The 16,446-nt window shown below is 65.8% G+C and carries 14 protein-coding genes and 1 tRNA gene; 4 read left to right on the forward strand and 11 right to left on the reverse strand.

Translation table 11 applies throughout. The features are described from left to right. Positions 1 to 40: 40 nt before the first annotated feature. From AC1DYS_RS20365 to AC1DYS_RS20390, 6 genes are all read right to left on the reverse strand, one after another. Positions 41 to 685 carry a 50S ribosomal protein L25/general stress protein Ctc gene (locus tag AC1DYS_RS20365; RefSeq protein ID WP_477902482.1) on the reverse strand — a complete coding sequence of 215 codons (645 nt, stop codon included), beginning with the start codon at positions 683 to 685 and terminating at the stop codon, positions 41 to 43. 100 nt (positions 686 to 785) lie between these two features. Then, the gene (locus tag AC1DYS_RS20370) at positions 786 to 1,769 is read right to left on the reverse strand and encodes a ribose-phosphate pyrophosphokinase (RefSeq protein ID WP_052197489.1); all 984 of its coding nucleotides are present in this window, start codon (positions 1,767 to 1,769) and stop codon (positions 786 to 788) included. A gap of 92 nt (positions 1,770 to 1,861) precedes the next feature. Further along, positions 1,862 to 1,938: transfer RNA gene (locus AC1DYS_RS20375), tRNA-Gln, on the reverse strand. Between the two features lie 46 nt (positions 1,939 to 1,984). Next, entirely contained in the window at positions 1,985 to 2,863 is an 879-nt protein-coding gene (gene ispE, locus AC1DYS_RS20380; RefSeq protein ID WP_477902484.1) for a 4-(cytidine 5'-diphospho)-2-C-methyl-D-erythritol kinase, read from the reverse strand. Positions 2,864 to 2,865: 2 nt separating this feature from the next. Then, complete coding sequence (locus AC1DYS_RS20385; RefSeq protein ID WP_477902486.1) at positions 2,866 to 3,342, reverse strand: outer membrane lipoprotein LolB; 477 nt, start codon at positions 3,340 to 3,342, stop codon at positions 2,866 to 2,868. Between the two features lie 56 nt (positions 3,343 to 3,398). Further along, positions 3,399 to 5,186, reverse strand: a complete 1,788-nt coding sequence (locus tag AC1DYS_RS20390; RefSeq protein ID WP_477902488.1) for a tetratricopeptide repeat protein — start codon at positions 5,184 to 5,186, stop codon at positions 3,399 to 3,401. 71 nt (positions 5,187 to 5,257) lie between these two features. Between AC1DYS_RS20390 and mutM the strand changes: the two genes are divergently transcribed. The 3 genes from mutM (at position 5,258) to mutY (ending at position 9,246) form a co-directional block, all read left to right on the forward strand. Then, entirely contained in the window at positions 5,258 to 6,073 is an 816-nt protein-coding gene (gene mutM / locus AC1DYS_RS20395; RefSeq protein WP_477902490.1) for a bifunctional DNA-formamidopyrimidine glycosylase/DNA-(apurinic or apyrimidinic site) lyase, read from the forward strand. A gap of 144 nt (positions 6,074 to 6,217) precedes the next feature. Beyond that, positions 6,218 to 8,191, forward strand: coding sequence for a dynamin family protein (locus tag AC1DYS_RS20400; protein WP_477902492.1), 1,974 nt, complete (start codon positions 6,218 to 6,220; stop codon positions 8,189 to 8,191). Next, positions 8,188 to 9,246: an A/G-specific adenine glycosylase gene (gene mutY / locus AC1DYS_RS20405; protein WP_477902704.1), complete on the forward strand. Its 1,059-nt coding sequence runs from the start codon at positions 8,188 to 8,190 to the stop codon at positions 9,244 to 9,246. Before AC1DYS_RS20400 ends, mutY begins: the two co-directional genes overlap by 4 nt. On the opposite strand, the gene AC1DYS_RS20410 is transcribed toward mutY, so the two are convergent. The 4 genes from AC1DYS_RS20410 to AC1DYS_RS20425 are packed head-to-tail and all read right to left on the reverse strand — an operon-like array spanning position 9,239 to position 13,369. Then, entirely contained in the window at positions 9,239 to 9,856 is a 618-nt protein-coding gene (locus AC1DYS_RS20410) for an LON peptidase substrate-binding domain-containing protein (protein WP_477902494.1), read from the reverse strand. The two genes, mutY and AC1DYS_RS20410, sit on opposite strands and share 8 nt — an antisense overlap. Then, on the reverse strand, positions 9,843 to 10,793 hold the full coding sequence (gene rapZ / locus AC1DYS_RS20415) for an RNase adapter RapZ (RefSeq protein ID WP_477902496.1): 951 nt from the start codon (positions 10,791 to 10,793) through the stop codon (positions 9,843 to 9,845). Before rapZ ends, AC1DYS_RS20410 begins: the two co-directional genes overlap by 14 nt. After that, on the reverse strand, positions 10,790 to 12,493 hold the full coding sequence (gene recN, locus AC1DYS_RS20420; protein ID WP_477902498.1) for a DNA repair protein RecN: 1,704 nt from the start codon (positions 12,491 to 12,493) through the stop codon (positions 10,790 to 10,792). The genes rapZ and recN overlap by 4 nt, the downstream gene beginning before the upstream one ends. Next, complete coding sequence (locus AC1DYS_RS20425) at positions 12,494 to 13,369, reverse strand: NAD kinase (RefSeq protein WP_047488301.1); 876 nt, start codon at positions 13,367 to 13,369, stop codon at positions 12,494 to 12,496. Positions 13,370 to 13,438: 69 nt separating this feature from the next. Here AC1DYS_RS20425 and hrcA point away from each other — a divergent pair, with 69 nt between their 5' ends. After that, positions 13,439 to 14,452 carry a heat-inducible transcriptional repressor HrcA gene (gene hrcA, locus AC1DYS_RS20430; RefSeq protein ID WP_477902706.1) on the forward strand — a complete coding sequence of 338 codons (1,014 nt, stop codon included), beginning with the start codon at positions 13,439 to 13,441 and terminating at the stop codon, positions 14,450 to 14,452. Positions 14,453 to 14,472: 20 nt separating this feature from the next. Here the strand turns inward: hrcA and AC1DYS_RS20435 are convergent, their stop codons facing one another. Beyond that, entirely contained in the window at positions 14,473 to 16,422 is a 1,950-nt protein-coding gene (locus AC1DYS_RS20435) for a bifunctional diguanylate cyclase/phosphodiesterase (protein ID WP_477902501.1), read from the reverse strand. Between the last annotated feature and the right edge of the window lie 24 nt (positions 16,423 to 16,446).

A 16,446-nucleotide genomic window follows, 5' to 3' on the forward strand; every position in this document is an offset into this window, starting at 1 on the left:
GCCCCACCTAGGCGGGGCTTGAAGACCTTCCGAAGAAGGATTACTTCTTGTTGTTGATCTTTTCGACCTTGCGGGCCTTGCCCGCAGGAGCGGCAACCGCCACGGGTGCGGCGACCACTTCTTCTTCGGCGGCTTGCACCGAGGTCGAGACAATCACCGGGTTCGGCTTGCCCTGGGTCACGACGGTGATGCCGTCGGCCAGCTTCAAGTCGCTCACGTGCAGGGCCTGGCCCTTGGTCAGGTTGGCCAGGTCGACCGTCAGGAATTCAGGCAGCTTGGAGGCCAGGCACTGAATGCGCAGTTCGGTGACGACGTGGTTCACCAAGCACGAGTCCGTCTTCACGGCCGGCGAGGTTTCTTCGTTGATGAAGTGCAAAGGCACTTTCTTCGTGATCTTGGTGGTGGCATCGACGCGTTGGAAGTCGATGTGCAGCACGATCTGGCGGAAGGGGTGGAGCTGGTAGTCACGCAGCAGCACTTGTTCCGTCTTGCCACTCAGTTCCATGTCGAGAATGGTCGAGTGAAAAGCTTCCTTCTTCAGTGCGTGGAAGAGGGCGTTGTGATCGAGTTCGATCATGGCAGGCGTACCTGCACCGTACACGATACCGGGCACTTTGTCGGCCAGGCGCAGGCGGCGGCTCGCTCCGGTCCCCTGCTTTGTGCGCTCGTAAGCGACGAATTTCATGGTGTTCTCCAAAAATGGATTTGACGCCCGCGACCAGGCGTCAAAGAAAGGTCTTGCGACCTGGCGGAACGGCACACACCAGTGCGCCGCTTGTTACGAATCAGAAGTTGTTGTTCTGCTCCGCGAACAGGGACGTCACCGATTCGCCGTCGGAAATGCGACGGATGGTTTCGGCAAACAGGAAGGCCACCGACAGTTGGCGCACCTTCGAACATTTCTTGCCATCCTCGCTCAGCGGGATGGTGTTGGTGATCACGACTTCGTCGAGTGCCGAGGCCTTGATGCGCTCGATTGCCGGGCCGGAAAACACCGCATGGGTGCAATAGGCGTAGACGTTCTTGGCGCCGCGCTCCTTCAGCACCTCGGCAGCCTTCACCAGCGTGCCGGCGGTGTCGATCATGTCGTCCATGATCACGCAGTTGCGGCCGTCGATCTCGCCGATGACGTGCATCACTTCTGACACGTTGGCTTTGGGGCGGCGCTTGTCGATGATGGCGAGGTCGCAGCCGAGTTGCTTGGCCAGCGCGCGAGCGCGCACCACGCCGCCGACATCCGGCGACACGACCACGAGGTCTTGGTAACGCTTGCTTTGCAGGTCAGACAGCAGCACCGGCGAGGCGTAGATGTTGTCGACCGGGATGTTGAAGAAGCCCTGGATCTGGTCAGCGTGCAAGTCCATGGTCAGCAGGCGCTCAACGCCCACCGCTTCCAGCATGTTGGCCACGACCTTGGCGCTGATGGGCACACGGGTCGAGCGCGGGCGGCGGTCTTGGCGCGCGTAGCCGAAGTAGGGGATCACGGCCGTGACGCGGCGGGCCGAAGCGCGCTTCAGCGCATCCACCATGATGCACAGCTCCATCAGATTCTCATTCGTCGGCGCGCAGGTGGGCTGAACGATGAAGATGTCGCGGGCGCGAACGTTCTGCTGGATCTCGACGTCGACTTCACCGTCCGAGAAGCGGCCGACCTTGGCCTTGCCGAGTTCGATGCCGAGATTAACGGCCATCTCCTGCGCAAGCGCTGGGTTGGCATTCCCGGTGAACAGAACGGTATTGAAAAGCACATTCCCTCCGTCGAGGCTCATGGGGCGCATCCTTGGGGCACAGCGCACCCTTTTTACATCAGCCCCGGTGTGCCTTCTGGTGTGACCCGAGGCACCGGGAATCAAGAGAAATTTGGCAGGGGAAGAAGGATTCGAACCTTCGCATGTCGGAATCAAAATCCGATGCCTTAACCAACTTGGCGACTCCCCTACACCGGTTGACTGCTCGCGCAGCCCACCTGAAACCTGCTCTTCGCTCAGTCTGAGCACCAACCCAGCAAGGGATGATGGTCCAGACTGCGGCACATCCGCCCCACCCAGCCCGGCGGAAGATCCACCGGAAGCGTCGCCTCGGGTTCTGCGAGTGTGCCAGCCCTTGCAAACACTGCACTGCCTGAACCCGTCATGCGGCTGTTGCCGAAACGAGCCCTGAGCAGCTGAGTGGCCTGCGCCACTTCAGAACGTTCATGCTCGGCGGGTGGCTGCAGATCGTTGCGGCCGAAACCCCCTACCAAAGCATCAATGCCAGCCCCTGCAAGGAAGCCTTCAACTATAACAGCATCGGTATTTCTGACCAAGAGCGGGCTGGTAAAAATGGCACGGGTTTCGATGGCCGTTGGCGGTTTGACGACAGCCAGCCATTGGCTGGGCAGCGTGATCGGCGTCAATTGCTCGCCAATGCCTTCCACCCACGCGTTGTGCCCACCCAGGAAAAACGGCACGTCGGCGCCCAGTTTTAGCCCCAGCGCCATGAGGCGAGCCACGGGCCAGTTCAGGTCCCACAGACGATTCAGGGCCAGCAGCGTGCTCGCGGCGTCAGAACTCCCACCCCCCATGCCAGCACCCCAGGGCACCCGCTTGTCGATGGAAATATCAGCGCCAAGCAGGGTTCCTGATTCGGCCTGAAGCGCCTTTGCTGCACGCAGGCACAAATCGTCGGCAGGCAGCGCCGCGCCGAGGTCGTGGCGAGCGAGCCAGCCGTCGCTGCGCCGCTCGAAATGCAGCGTGTCCGCCCAATCGATCAACACAAAGGCCGACTGCAGAAGGTGATAACCGTCCGCACGACGACCCAGCACATGCAGGAAAAGATTGATCTTGGCCGGCGCGGCCACGTCGTACAGGGCGGTCAGGGCCATGTTCAGGGAGCGTCGACGCGGGCGCGCACGGTAACGATGGGTGTCTGGGCGCGCTGGGCCACGATCCAGCCTTCGCCGAAGCGGGCCAGGTCAACCGACCAGCCCAATTGCTGGAATCCAGGCCCGGCCGTGGCTGTTCGAGCCTGGCTTGGCGCTCCGGTCCACGGACGACCTCGGAGCCAGTCAAACAGTGCGGCGACCGGCAGGCGTTCGCCCAGCATCTCCTCGGTCAGGGCGTCCAAGTCGGGGTAGGCCGTTTCGCCTTGCGATGTGGTCAGCCAAGCGCGGCGACCCGACCAGCGTGCCTGGGCAAGCACTGTGCCCAATGGCGATGACAAGTTGAGCTGGCCGTTGTCGGCCGTACCCTTCAACTCGAAGTTGCCGCTCTCGCTGCGCGCTGGCGCTTCGCTGCTGGCGTCGACCCTTACCGAGAGCTTGCCGGAGATCGTCTCCGCGCCCGCGGGCGCACGCTGTCCCACTGAAGCGCAGCCGCTCAGCAGACTGGCAGCGAGCAGCCACGCGGMCGCCGCACGCGTCACAAATCCACCCGCAGGCGCGCCAGCGTTTCTTTCAGCACGTCGTTGGCGTTGTCCTTGTTGCGGGCGTCGCGCAGCACGCGGCGGGCTTCGTCGCGCTGGCCGCTCATCCACAGCACTTCGCCCAGGTGCGCGCCGATCTCGACATCGGGCCGCGACTTGTAGGCTTGCTGCAGCAACCGCAACGCTTCGTCGCGGTTGCCCATGCGGTATTCGACCCAACCGAGGCTGTCGGTGATGAAAGGCTCGCCGGGCGCCAAATCGAGTGCTTTCTTGATCAGGCCCAGCGCTTCGGGCAGGCGCTGGTTGCGTTCGGCCAGCGAATATCCCAGCGCGTTGTAGGCGTGGTGGTGGTCGGGCTTGAGCTCAATCACCTTGCGCAACAAGCGCTCCATCTCGTCCATGCGGTTGAGCTTCTCGGCCATCATCGATTGCTCGTAGAGCAGGTCGGCGTCGTCCGGGAACTTCTGGTTGGCCGAGGCCAGCACCGTGTTGGCCTCGCTCCATTGCTTGGCGTCGCGCAGCAGCTGCGCTTCGGCGAGCAGCTTGGCGCGCGAATCTTCGGCCGTCTTTTCAGGTGTGCGGCGAATCAGCTCGCGAGCTTCTTTCAGCTTGCCCTGTTTGGCGAGCAGCGAAGCGCGGCGGGCCTGAACGTCGAGCGCGCGCTGCGGGTTGTTCACCTTTGCCAACCAAGCTTCGGCACCGGCAAAGTCTTTCTGTTGTTCGGCCGCTTGCGACAGCAGCAGATACGCCTGCGTGCTGCCGAGGTCCGGCGTGGACGGGTCGTTGTCGTCGTCTTCTTCAGGCACCGCGGGTGCGACCGTGCCGGCCTGCACGCGCGCCAGGTACTGGTTCAGCACCGTGGTGGCTTCAGCCGGGTGCTTGAGTTCCAGATGCAGCGCGCCCAAGGTCAGCCAGGCGGCGGCCGGTGGGTTGTCGGCGCGCAAGACGGCCTCGAGTTGCGGCACCGCATCGGCATAGCGCTGGGAGCTGCTCAACACGCGCGAATAGACCATGCGGATCGGCGTGCTCGTCGGTTTGGCTTGAAGGTGGTCCGTCACGATCTCTTCGGCCGCTGGCGTGGTCGCCATCAGCTCGAGCGCCAGCAGGGCGGGGGCTTCGGCGGCGGGATCTTGCGCATGCGCTGTCTTGGCGAGGCTGAGCGCCTGCGCGGTGTCGCCCGCGGAAAGCCAGGCGCGGCCCATGGCCACTTGCGCGGCGACGCGCGTTTCGGGCGCGGCCAGCGAAGGCTGCAGCACCTGCTCCAGGCGCTTTGCCGACTGCGTCTTGTCGGTGCCACGGTCGAAGAGGCGCGGCAGCGTGGCGATCACGCCCGGCCGCTCAAGTGCTGGCGTGAGCTTGATCAAGGTGCGGACAGGTTCGACCGTGTCAGCCGGGCGGTTCAGCGCGATCAGCAGTTGCAGCTGATAACGCACGGCGTCCAGCGATTCAGGCAACGCTGAACGCCACGCCTGTGTGGCAGCCAACGCCTGATCGCCTGCACGCTCTTGCAGCGCCACCTCGGTGGCACGGCGGAACAGCGATTCGTCACGCGTCTTGCGGGCTGCGTCCAGCAGCACCTGGTAGGCGGTGCCAGCCTCGCCGGAGCGCAGCTCCATTTCGCCAATGATCAGCTGATAGAACAGCGGTGCGTCGAGCGAAGAGTTCTCGACCGGGGCGACGGACTCTGCTTTTGCCAGGTCGGTCTGGGCATGGGCGCCATGCATCAACACCAGCGCGCAGGCCAGGGCCACGGCGGCGCGGGGGAACAAGGGAAGGGGGTGCATGGGTGCTCCTGAGGGCTGCAAAAGATTCTAGTCAGCTACTGCGACCCGGGCCCGCCGCGATAATTCCCAAAATGCCAGAACTTCCCGAAGTTGAAGTCACGCGCCAGAGTTTTGCCCATCGCATTTCTGGCGCCAAAGTCACTGCTGTACGCCTGGGCAAGCCCTTGCGCTGGCCGTTGGGTTGCGAGCCTGACAGCCTGCTGAACCAAACCGTAGGTGATGCAACGCGGCGGGGCAAGTACCTTTGGTTGCCTTTGTCCCAGGGCGGCTTGTTGCTGCACCTGGGCATGTCAGGCTCGCTCGCCTTCAACGAAGACAGCGCTCCCCTCGGCAACCACGATCACTTCGACCTTGGCACCACCCACGGCACCTTGCGCCTGACCGACCCACGCCGCTTCGGCGCTGTGGTGTGGTCGACCAGCCAGACCGAGGGCATGGCGAGCAAGCTGCTTGCCGGCCTGGGCGTGGAGCCTTTCGATGCCACGTTCAGCGGCACGTACCTGCACGCCGCCTTGCAGCGGCGACGCGTCGCGGTGAAGCTGGCGCTGCTGTCGGGCGACATCGTCGTGGGCGCCGGCAACATCTACGCCTGCGAAGCGCTGTTCGCAGCCGGCATCGACCCGCGGATGCGCAGCGACAAGATCAGCCGGCCGCGCGCCGAGCGCCTGGCCATCGCGGTGCGCGAGACGCTGGCGCGTGCGCTGGCACTGGGTGGCTCCACGCTGCGCGACTTCCGGGACGCCCACGGCATGGCCGGCGAGTTCCAGCTCCAGGCCCAGGTCTATGGCCGCGAAGGTGAGCCCTGCCACGTCTGTGCAACGCCCATTCGTCGCATCGTCCAGGGGCAGCGTTCGACTTTCTTCTGCCCCACTTGCCAGCGGCGCTGAAACGACTCTTTTCGCCTCTTTCGATTAGCCAAATACCGCACGAACGGCGACCCGCTTGGGTGACCAGATGTTTCTGCTGCCCTGCGGCAAATGCACCTTGCGCTACCATGGCTAACGCTTATTTGCTGGGCCGCGATCTCTCACATGGCTTCTTCTTTCGCAAGCAGTCTTGACGAACTGTCCCAGTGGCGCACGACGCTCGGGCAGCGCATTGACGAGTACAGCCGCTTCCTCAGCGAACACGACGTCGCCGACCCCGCCGCCCACGAATCGCTGGACACCCTGCGCCGCCGTTTGTCAGGCGAAAAACTCATCGTCGCATTCGTGGCAGAGTTCTCACGCGGCAAGTCCGAGCTGATCAACGCGATCTTCTTTTCCGACACTGGGCGTCGCGTTCTGCCCGCCACGCCCGGCCGCACGACCATGTGCCCGGTCGAACTCGGGTTTGAGGCCGGTGAAGAACCGGCGCTTGCCCTGCTGCCCATTTCCACGCGGCTCGAAGGCCTGTCGCTCACCGAACTGCGCGGCCAACCCAAGGCTTGGACGCATCTCCCGCTCGACATCAGCTCGCCCGACAAGCTGTCCGAAGCCTTGCTTGAAGTCATGCGCACCCAGTGGGTCAGCGTCGACGAAGCCAAGGCCCTGGGCTTCTGGAACGACGACCAGCCTGACGACAACCCGCCCACCGACGACGATGGCCGCGTCGAAGTGCCGGCCTGGCGCCACGCCATGATCAACTACCCGCACCCCTTGCTGAAGCAAGGCCTGGTGGTGCTGGACACGCCGGGGCTCAACGCCATCGGCGCCGAACCTGAGCTCACGCTGAGCCTGATTCCGTCTGCGCACGCGATGGTGTTCATCCTGGGTGCCGACACCGGCGTCACCAAGTCCGACATGGCGATCTGGCGCGACCACCTCGGCTCGCCGTCAGACACCAGTTTCGTGGTGCTCAACAAGATCGACGCCTTGGTCGACCCGCTCGCGACCGCAGAGCAGGTGCGCGACCAGATCGAACAGCAACGCCAGGCGACGGCCCGCACGCTCGACACCGCGCCCGCACGCATCTTCCCGCTGTCCGCCCGCCAAGCACTAGCGGCGCGAATCGACGGCGACAAGTCTGCGCTGGCCGAGAGCCGGTTGCCGGCACTCGAGGCTGCGCTCGGTGCCCAGCTGCTGCCGCAGCGCCGCGATGTGCTCCAGCAGATGGTGGCCGAAGCTACCCAGCGCATGGAATCCCAAGTCGCCCGCCGCCTGGGCGACCGCCGCCGCCAGACGGCCGAGCAGATGCTCGAGTTGCGCGGCTTGCGCGGCAAGAGCAGCGCCAAGACGCGCCTGATGCTCGAACGCGTCGATGCCGAAACAGCAGAGTTCGAGCAGTGCACTGCGCGCTTGCAAGCCATGCGCATGGTTCACAGCCGCATGCTGAAGAACGCGCTCGTCGACCTGACGAGCGACCGCCTGCGTGAAGAGGTCAACGAGATGCAGACGGCGATGAACGCCTCGCTGCTGAACCTCGGCGCGAAAAAGGCGTTCCTCGCGCTGTGCGCCCGCCTGCGCGAGTTGCTCGAAGCGTCGCAAGTGCGCGCCGGCGAGATCCACGACATGCTGAACGCGTCGTTCGCGAAGCTCAATGCCGAGTTCGGTTTCAGCCTCGCGGTGACCAAGACGCCTGACCTCGAGCGCTTTGCGCGCGAGCTTTCGCTGATCCAGCGCAACTACGTCCAGTACCTCGGCCTCACGCAGGCTTTGCGCTTGTCACAGCCCAAATTCATGGAACAGTTCCGTCGCATGCTGGTCTCCAAGCTGCGCGTGGTGTTCGAGAACGCCAGCAGCGAGATGGAGCTGTGGAACAAGATGGCTTCTGCCCAGGTCGACTCGCAGCTGCGCGAGCGGCGCCGCGGCTTCCGTCGCCGCCGCGAAGCGCTGGAGCGAATCCAGAGTGCTTCAGGCGATCTGGAGCAGCGCATCGCCGAGCTCGAAGCGCAAGACGAGCAGCTGCAGCAGTTGCACGCGCGCAGCACCGAGCTTGCCGTTCGCATCAAGGAGCAGTCGCGGCTCGACCCGCCGGTCGAGTCGCCTGCCACAGCGCCCGGCGTCCTTTACGCCGTCCGCGCCTGAGCCGTTCAAAGACGGATTCATTCGCCACGCCACTGATCGCGTGGCAGCGTGAGCATGGCCGCCACAGCCTGCCATGGCAGCGCACCACCGACCCCTACCGCGTGTGGCTGTCAGAAATCATGCTGCAGCAGACGCAGGTGGCCACGGTGCTCGCTTACTACGAGCGCTTTCTGCAGCGATTCCCTGATGTGAAGGCACTGGCCGCCGCGTCGCAAGACGAGGTGATGGGTCTGTGGAGCGGCCTTGGCTATTACAGCCGAGCCCGCAACCTGCACGCCTGCGCCAAGGCGGTCGTGGCCGAACACGGCGGGGCATTTCCGCGCAGCAGCGCGGTGCTGCAGACGCTGCCCGGCATCGGCCGCTCGACTGCCGCGGCGATCGCGGCTTTCTGCTTCGGCGAGCGCGTGGCGATTCTCGATGGCAACGTGAAGCGGGTGCTGACGCGCTTTCTCGCGTTCGACGGCGACCTGGCCGTCGCGCGCCACGAGCGCGAGCTGTGGGAACAGGCCACCGAGTTGCTGCCGCACGAGCAGATCGAGGCTTACACCCAGGGCTTGATGGACCTCGGTGCCACCGTGTGCCTGGCGCGCGCACCGCTATGCCTGCTGTGCCCCGTGCAGGCCAACTGCGCGGCGCGGCAGGCGGGCACGCAAGAGAGTTTTCCGGTCAAGACGCGCAAGCTCAAGCGCGGCGCGCGCAACAACGCCTGGCTGTGGCTCGCATGGGGCGACAAGCTCTGGCTGTGCCAGCGGCCCGACAGCGGCGTATGGGCGGGCCTCTGGAGCCTGCCAGAGTTCGACTCACCCGATGCGCTGGAGCAAGCCATCACCGCTTGGCCGGGCGTGGCTACCGCGCTGCCCAGCTTTACTCACGTGCTGACTCACCTCGACTGGACGCTCCACCCGCTGCGTTGGGATGTGCCCACCAGCACGCCGAAAAAACAGATCGCCGACATCACCGCGAGCCTGCCCTCAGGCGGCTGGTTCACGCTCGAAGAAGCGATGGCAATGGGTCTGCCCGCGCCGCTGCGCAAGCTCTTGCTGCGGTCTACTTGACGACGCCCTTGGTGCGCAGGAACTCGTCGACCAGCTGAAGCCGCACCTGCGGGTCGGGCAGCTCCATCAGCTTCTGCTTGGCTGCTCCCGAGATCGGCAGGATCTCGCACCAGCGGTTGGCCACCCAGCCCGAGTTGTCGAACAGGAACGGCTTCAAGAAAGGTTCGGAGCCTTGCTGCTTCAGCGTGGCGATGGCATTGGCCAGGCCACGCACGGTCTCGATCAGGTTGTCGGTCGGCAGCATGGCGTCGTCGTCGGGCAGCAGGCGAGCCTGCGCCTGCCACAGGCCATCGGCCTGCTGCTCGCGCGACAACACCTCGAAGCGCTGCGTGCCGCGGCAACGCACCTGCAAGATGCCGTGCTGTGCGCTGTCCACATCCAGCAGCTCGGCCAGTGTGCCGATGCTTTCGGTCACCACCGTCTCGCCCGGCTTGCGCAGCTCGGCGCCTTGGCGCAGCGACACCACGCCGAAGGGCTTGCTTTCGCGGAGGCAGTCGCTGACGAGGTCGAGGTAGCGAGCCTCGAACACTTTGAGACTCAGCAGCCCACCAGGAAAGAGCACCGCCTGCAGCGGAAACAGCGGGATCAACAACGAATCAGTCTCGGGCATCAAGCTCTCGGTGGCGAATCAGCGTGATGCCGCGGCTGGCAAAGCGCTTCGCAAGCGTTTCAACAAGGTAGACAGATCGGTGCTGGCCGCCGGTGCAACCGATCGCCACCGTGAGGTAGCTGCGCTGATCGTTCTCGAAAGCGGGCAACCAGCGTGCGATGAAGGCCTCGATCTGCGACATCATTTCAGCCACCTCGGGCTGGGCCTGCAGGTAGGCAACCACGTCGCCGTCGCGTCCTGTCTGGGCGCGCAGCTCGCGGATGTAATGCGGGTTGGGCAGCACGCGCACGTCGAACACGAAGTCGGCATCCAGCGGCACGCCGTGCTTGAACGCGAACGACTCGAACACCAGCGTCAGCGCGTTCGGCTTGGCCTTCACCAGGTCGCGCATCCATATGCGCAACTGCGCCGGGCGGAGCTGGCTGGTGTCGATCACCGTGGATACCTCACGCAGACCCGCGAGCAATTCACGCTCCAGCTCAATGGCGTCGTTCAGCGCATGGTGGCCATCGTAGGCCTCGTCGTCCCTGCGGCGAGCCGGCGGGCGCGTCATCGCCTGCTGGGTCAGTGGGTGAGGGCGCCGCGATTCCGAGAAACGGCGCACCAGCGCGTCGGTGCTCGAATCGAGAAAGATCGACCGGATGACGATGCCTTCGCTGAGCAGCTCCTGAAAGAGTTGTAGCAAGTGCGGCAACGAGCCCGCGCTGCGCACGTCCACCGCGATCGCCACGCGCCGCTGCAGCCGCTCGTGTTCTAGCCGCAAGAACTCACGCAGCAGCTCGGGCGGCAGGTTGTCGACGCAGAAGAAGCCCGCGTCTTCGAGCGCGTGCAACGCGACCGATTTGCCCGAACCGGAGATGCCGGTCACGAGCACCACTTCATGCGGCGCCGGCACGGGCACTGGTGCTTCGCCTGCACTCACCGGGTTCACGTTCATGTGCGTTTTCGGGTGTTGCGGGTCGGAGTTGCCACGGCGGACTCGGCCGCCACGGCCAGCAGCTCCTGCGCATGGGCCAGCGTCGTGCCCGACAGGCGCTCGCCACCCAGCATGCGGGCCACCTCGGCCACGCGGGCTTCGCCGTTCACGGGCGTCACGTCGCTGCGTGTGCTGCCGTCGCGCAAGGCCTTGCTGACCACGAAATGATGATCGGCACAGGCGGCCACCTGCGGCAGGTGCGTCACCGCCATCACCTGGCGGTCGCGGCCCAGTTGCTTCATCAGCCGGCCGACCGTGTCGGCCACGGCGCCCCCAACGCCGGCGTCCACCTCGTCGAAGATCAGCGTGCCGGCCGCTTCACCAGATTGAGAAAGCTGGCTCGTGGTCACGGCAATGGCCAGCGCAATGCGCGACAGCTCACCGCCCGAGGCCACCTTGGCCATGGGCCGCGGCGTGCTGCCGGCATGGCCTGCGACCAGGAATTCGGCCGACTCCAGGCCGAAGGATTGCGGCGCATCTTGCGTCGTCAAGGCCACTTCGAAACGCCCGCCCGACATGCCCAGTTGCTGCATGGCCTGCGTGACGGCCGCCGCAAGCTTGGGCGCCGCCGCTTTGCGCTGGACGGAGACGCGGCGTGCTTCGGTATTGAAGGCCGCCTGCGCATCTTTCAACGCGCGCTCCAGGCCATCGAGGTCAGACGCTGCATCGAGCGCACGAAGCTCCGCTTTCCACTGCTGCAGCAGGGCCGGCAGCTCGGCCGGCGGCCGGCGGTAGCGCTTGGACAGGCTCATCCACGCCGACAGGCGCTCGTCGAGTTCCTGCAGGCGCTCGGGTTCCAGGTCGGTGTGGTTCAGGTAGCTGCTCAACGTGTGGGCAGCGTCTTGCAACTGGGTCTGCGCGCTTTGCAGAATGGCGGCCACCTCGGCCAGGCGGGTGTCGAACTCCGCCACGTCCTGCAGCGCATCCGCTGCGCGGCCGGCCAGGCCATCGGCGCTCACGTCGGCATCGCTGACCGCATCGAGTGCGGTGCGTGCCGCATCCATCAGCGACTGCGCATTCGACAGGCGCTGGTGATCGGCGTTGAGTTCTTCCCACTCGTCGGCACCGGGCGCGAGCTTGTCGACTTCGCCCACCTGCCACGCCAGCCGCTCGCGTTCGCGCTCCAGATCGGCTTGCTGCGAGCGCGCTTTGGCGAGCGTTTCGCCGGCGGCCTTCCACGTTGCCCACACCGCTGTCAGCGGCGCGGTGTCGACGCCGGCGTACGCATCGAGCAGGCCGCGCACCGATGCACTGCGCGTGAGGCTTTGCCATGCGTGCTGGCCGTGGATGTCGACCAGGTGGTCGGCCGCTTCACGCAGCTGCGCCACGGTGGCCGGGCTGCCGTTGACCCATGCCCGGCTCTTGCCCTGTGCGTCGATCACGCGGCGCAGCAGCAGGCTGTCGCTCGCTTCGAAACCGGCGTCTTCGAGCCAAGACGACAAGCTGGCGGGCGAATCGAACTCGGCCGTGATCTCGGCGCGTGCCGCGCCTTCGCGCACCACGCCCGCGTCGCCGCGGCTGCCCAGCGCCAGCTGCAGCGCATCGATCAGGATGGACTTGCCCGCACCGGTCTCGCCGGTCAGCACCGAGAAGCCGCTGGACATTTCCACTTCAAGCGAGGTCACGATCACAAAATCGCGAAGAGCCAGACGCCGCAACATTCAGGTCACTCCTGCATTCCAGTGCAATTTACGGCGCAATGTTGCGTAATAACTCCAGCCCTGCGGGTGCAGAAAGCGCACCTGGTGCCCCGAGCGCCGCACCACGATGCGGTCGCCGGGCAGCAGGCTGGCCAGGCTTTGCATGTCGAAATTGACGCTGGCGTCTCGGCCGGCCACCACCTCGAGGGTGATGTCTTGCCCGTCGGGCAGCACGATCGGCCGGTTCGACAGATCGTGCGGCGCAATCGGCACCAGCAGCCAGCCGCCGATGCCGGGGTGAAGAATCGGCCCGCCGGCCGAGAGCGCATAGGCCGTCGAGCCCGTGGGCGACGCGATGATCACGCCGTCGGCCCGCAGATTGGCCACGAATTCGGAGCCGATGTCGACCTTCACTTCGATCATGCTGGCGGTGGCGCTGCGGCTCACCACCACGTCGTTCATGGCGAAGCCGTCGAAGATCTTCTGGTCGTCGCGCCACACATTGCCCTCGAGCATGGTGCGGCGCTCTTCTTCGTAGTCGCCCGCGATGATGGGCGCCAGGTTCTCGGCGAACTGGCCCACCGGAATGTCGGTGATGAAACCAAGCCGCCCCTGGTTGATGCCCACCATCGGCAGGTTGAAGCGGGCGAGCTGGCGGGCGATGCCGAGCATGGTGCCGTCGCCGCCGAGCACGATGGCCATGTCGCAGTGCTTGCCCATTTCGGCCGGGCTCAGCGCGTTGAATTCGGAGATGCCGGTGTTGAGTGCGGTCTCGCGTTCGAGCGACACCTCCAGGCCTTGCTGGACCAGAAAATGTGCGATCTCTTCCAGCACGCCGCGGATGCCCCGGGCCTGGTATTTGCCTATGAGCGCGGCATGTCGAAAGCGTGACGGCATGCGCGGGATTACACCACAGCGCCTGCGCGCATGAGGCCTCAGACTCACCCGCGCCCTACAATGAAAAGCATCATGGATGAGCGAGCCAGAACCCTGCTGAAAGCGCTCGTCGAGCGCTACATTGCCGACGGTCAACCGGTCGGTTCCCGCACGCTGTCGCGCGCATCCGGGCTCGACCTTTCTCCGGCCACCATTCGCAACGTGATGGCCGATCTCGAAGAGCTGGGCCTGATCGCCAGCCCCCACACCAGCGCCGGCCGCATCCCCACCGCACGGGGCTACCGCCTGTTTGTCGACACCATGCTGACAGCACAGCCCATTGACCTCGGCTCCGCGCCGCTCGAGACCAAGCTCGCGCCCGACCAGCCGCAGCGCGTGATCGCCAACGCGGCGCAGATGCTCTCCAACCTGTCGAGCTTCGTGGGCGTGGTCACGGCGCCGCGCAAGGTCAGCGTGTTCCACCACATCGAATTCCTGCGCCTGTCTGAGCGGCGCGTGCTGGTGATCCTGGTGGCGCCCGACGGCGACGTGCAGAACCGCGTGATCATGACCACGCACGACTACACCCAGAGCCAGCTCATCGAAGCCAGCAACTACCTCACCGCGCAATACGCCGGTCTCACCATCGAAGAAGTGCGCGAGCGGCTGAAGAGCGAAGTCGACGCCCTGCGCAGCGAGATCGCCACGCTGATGCAGGCGGCGGTGCAGACCGGCAGCGAGGCGATGCAAGACAACCAGGAGCAGGTCGTCATCTCCGGCGAGCGCAACCTGCTCACCGTGCAAGACTTTTCCAGCGACATGGGCAGCCTGCGCAAGCTGTTCGACCTGTTCGAGCAGAAGACGCAGCTGATGCGCCTGCTCGACGTAAGCAGCCGCGCCGAAGGCGTGCGCATCTACATCGGCGGCGAGAGCATGGTGGTGCCGTTCGAAGAGCTCTCGGTGGTGTCGGCCCCGTACGAGGTGAACGGCCAGGTGGTGGGCACGCTCGGCGTCATCGGCCCCACCCGCATGGCCTACGACCGCATGATCCAGATCGTCGACATCACCTCGCGTCTGGTGAGCAACGCACTCAGCGTCAAGTAGCGGGTTTCAGAAGGCGTGTTTCAGAGCGGCTCTGCGAGCGCCGCCTCACGCGGTGCCTGCAGCAGGGCGCTGGAGACCAGCGGTCCGGTCGCACCGTCCACGCCCACTTCTTCGAGCACGCTCAGATCGCGCGCATCGTTGAGCCCTTCGGCGATCACCTTGACGCCCATCGCTGCGGACACCTCGACGATCGCCCGCACGAACGCGCGCTGGCCGGGCTGGTCGTGCACCCCGACGCCGTATTCGCGGTCGAGCTTGATGTAGCCGATGCCCATGCGGCCAAGCCGCGGCAGGGCAAAGATGCGGCTGCCGAAGTGGTCGATCCCGACCTTGCAGCCCAAGGTCTTCATGCTCAGTGCGAAGCGCTGCAGTTCGTCGAGCGATTCCGACAAGCCCAACTCGTCGACCTCGATCCACAGGCGTGATGCCGCCGCGCCGGCGCCTTGGAGCATCTCTTCGACCCGGCGCTGGAAGATCGGCCGCAGGATCGAATGCGGCGACACGTTCACCGCCACGTCGCCCGGGCTGCGCGCCAGTTCGGCCAGCGCCAGCTCGACGGCACGCAGGTCAAGGTCCGTCACGCGGCCGGTGCGAATGGCCGGCGGGATGAAGGCCGCAGCGGGCATCAGCGTGCCATCGGGGCTGCGCAGCCGCAGCAGCGCCTCGCGGTGCAACAGGTCGGCTTCGCGGCCCTGCACCGGGAAGAACGCCAGCTGCACGTGGCCGGTGTCCAACGCGGTTTCGATCAGGCCACGCCATTGCGCCACGGTGATCAGGTGCAGCGGCTCGGCCGGCGTCGTGATGCAGTAGGGCTCGCGGCGCGTCTCGGCGGCCATCACCATTGCGTCGGAGCGGGTCAGCACATCGGAGAAGGGTTCTTCAAACTTGTAGGTGCTCGCGCCCAGCCACGCCACGTTCCACGATTCCGAGATCCGCTCGTCGTGCAACCCGGTCAGTGCCTTGGCGGCGCTCGCCAGCCAGGTTTCCAGCGCCGCACGATCCACGCCCGGCAGCAGCACGCAGAAGTCGGCGCCGTTCAGCCGCGCCAGCAGGCCACCCTGCGCCTCGAAGGGGTAGACGCGCGTGCGCAGCGCAGTGGTCACCGCACGCAGGAAATCATCAGTGCGCTCACGCCCGCAGCGCTGGTTCATGCCCACCAGGTCGTGGGCGCGCACGATCACCACGCTGCCGCTTTGGCTGCCCTGCGGGTCGGCCAGCGCCTGCTGCAGGCGCTGCATGAAGGCGCCGCGGCTGGCCACGCCGGTCAGCGCGTCGTGCGCTGTCTCGTTCTTCATGGCGTCGAGCCGGGCGTCTTTTTCGTCGAGCATCAGGCCGACGCGCGCGACCATCACGTTGAGTGCCTTCGACAGCTCCACCCATTCGGTCACGTCAGGCTGCGCGATCGAGACGAGGCGCCGCTCGCTCAACGCGCGGATCTGTTCCTGAAACCCTTCGAGCGGGCGACGTGCCCAGCGCAACACCCGAGTCAGCGTGACCACCAGCAAGCCGCCACACAGTGCCACCGCCAGCAGCAAGGCCCAGCTGAGCGTCCACAAAAATTCATGGGCCCGATCGGTTCGCGCCAGCACCGAGACTGAGCCGCCGGTCGTGCCCCCAGCCGGCAGCTGCACCCGTGCTGGCGATACGTCCAACGGAACGGCGTGAACGAACCATGCCGGCGCGGCTCCGCCCGGCTTTGCGTGTGCGTGCTGCAGCAAAGGGTGCCCCGCGGCATCGGCTAGCTCGTAAGCAGCCCACTGTTCTTGCGCCGCACGCGCTGCTGCCAGCGCCGCACGGCCCTGCGCGTCGAGTTCCGGCTGCGCCAGCGCCGAGGCAGCGGCCGCGCTGACGTGGCCGATCTCCTCGGCCACGTGCCGGCGCGCAATGCCGATCGACAGCAGCGAGCAGGCCAGCATCACCAGCGCAAAGCCGGCGGTGATGCAGGCCCAGGTGAGGCGGATCACCGACATGCGGCGCTCCTGCGGCGTGGCGTG

Source organism: Rhizobacter sp. P2_G4, assembly GCF_056403575.1.

What these genes read in the sequence shown, in the direction of transcription:
- AC1DYS_RS20365 (WP_477902482.1), bottom strand. Translation starts at nt 685, where the DNA reads ATGAAATTCGTCGCTTACGAGCGCACAAAGCAGGGGACCGGAGCGAGC.
- AC1DYS_RS20370 (WP_052197489.1), bottom strand. Translation starts at nt 1,769, where the DNA reads ATGAGCCTCGACGGAGGGAATGTGCTTTTCAATACCGTTCTGTTCACC.
- ispE (WP_477902484.1), bottom strand. Translation starts at nt 2,863, where the DNA reads ATGGCCCTGACCGCCCTGTACGACGTGGCCGCGCCGGCCAAGATCAAT.
- AC1DYS_RS20390 (WP_477902488.1), bottom strand. Translation starts at nt 5,186, where the DNA reads ATGCACCCCCTTCCCTTGTTCCCCCGCGCCGCCGTGGCCCTGGCCTGC.
- mutM (WP_477902490.1), top strand. Translation starts at nt 5,258, where the DNA reads ATGCCAGAACTTCCCGAAGTTGAAGTCACGCGCCAGAGTTTTGCCCAT.
- AC1DYS_RS20400 (WP_477902492.1), top strand. Translation starts at nt 6,218, where the DNA reads ATGGCTTCTTCTTTCGCAAGCAGTCTTGACGAACTGTCCCAGTGGCGC.
- AC1DYS_RS20410 (WP_477902494.1), bottom strand. Translation starts at nt 9,856, where the DNA reads ATGCCCGAGACTGATTCGTTGTTGATCCCGCTGTTTCCGCTGCAGGCG.
- rapZ (WP_477902496.1), bottom strand. Translation starts at nt 10,793, where the DNA reads ATGAACGTGAACCCGGTGAGTGCAGGCGAAGCACCAGTGCCCGTGCCG.
- recN (WP_477902498.1), bottom strand. Translation starts at nt 12,493, where the DNA reads ATGTTGCGGCGTCTGGCTCTTCGCGATTTTGTGATCGTGACCTCGCTT.
- AC1DYS_RS20425 (WP_047488301.1), bottom strand. Translation starts at nt 13,369, where the DNA reads ATGCCGTCACGCTTTCGACATGCCGCGCTCATAGGCAAATACCAGGCC.
- AC1DYS_RS20435 (WP_477902501.1), bottom strand. Translation starts at nt 16,422, where the DNA reads ATGTCGGTGATCCGCCTCACCTGGGCCTGCATCACCGCCGGCTTTGCG.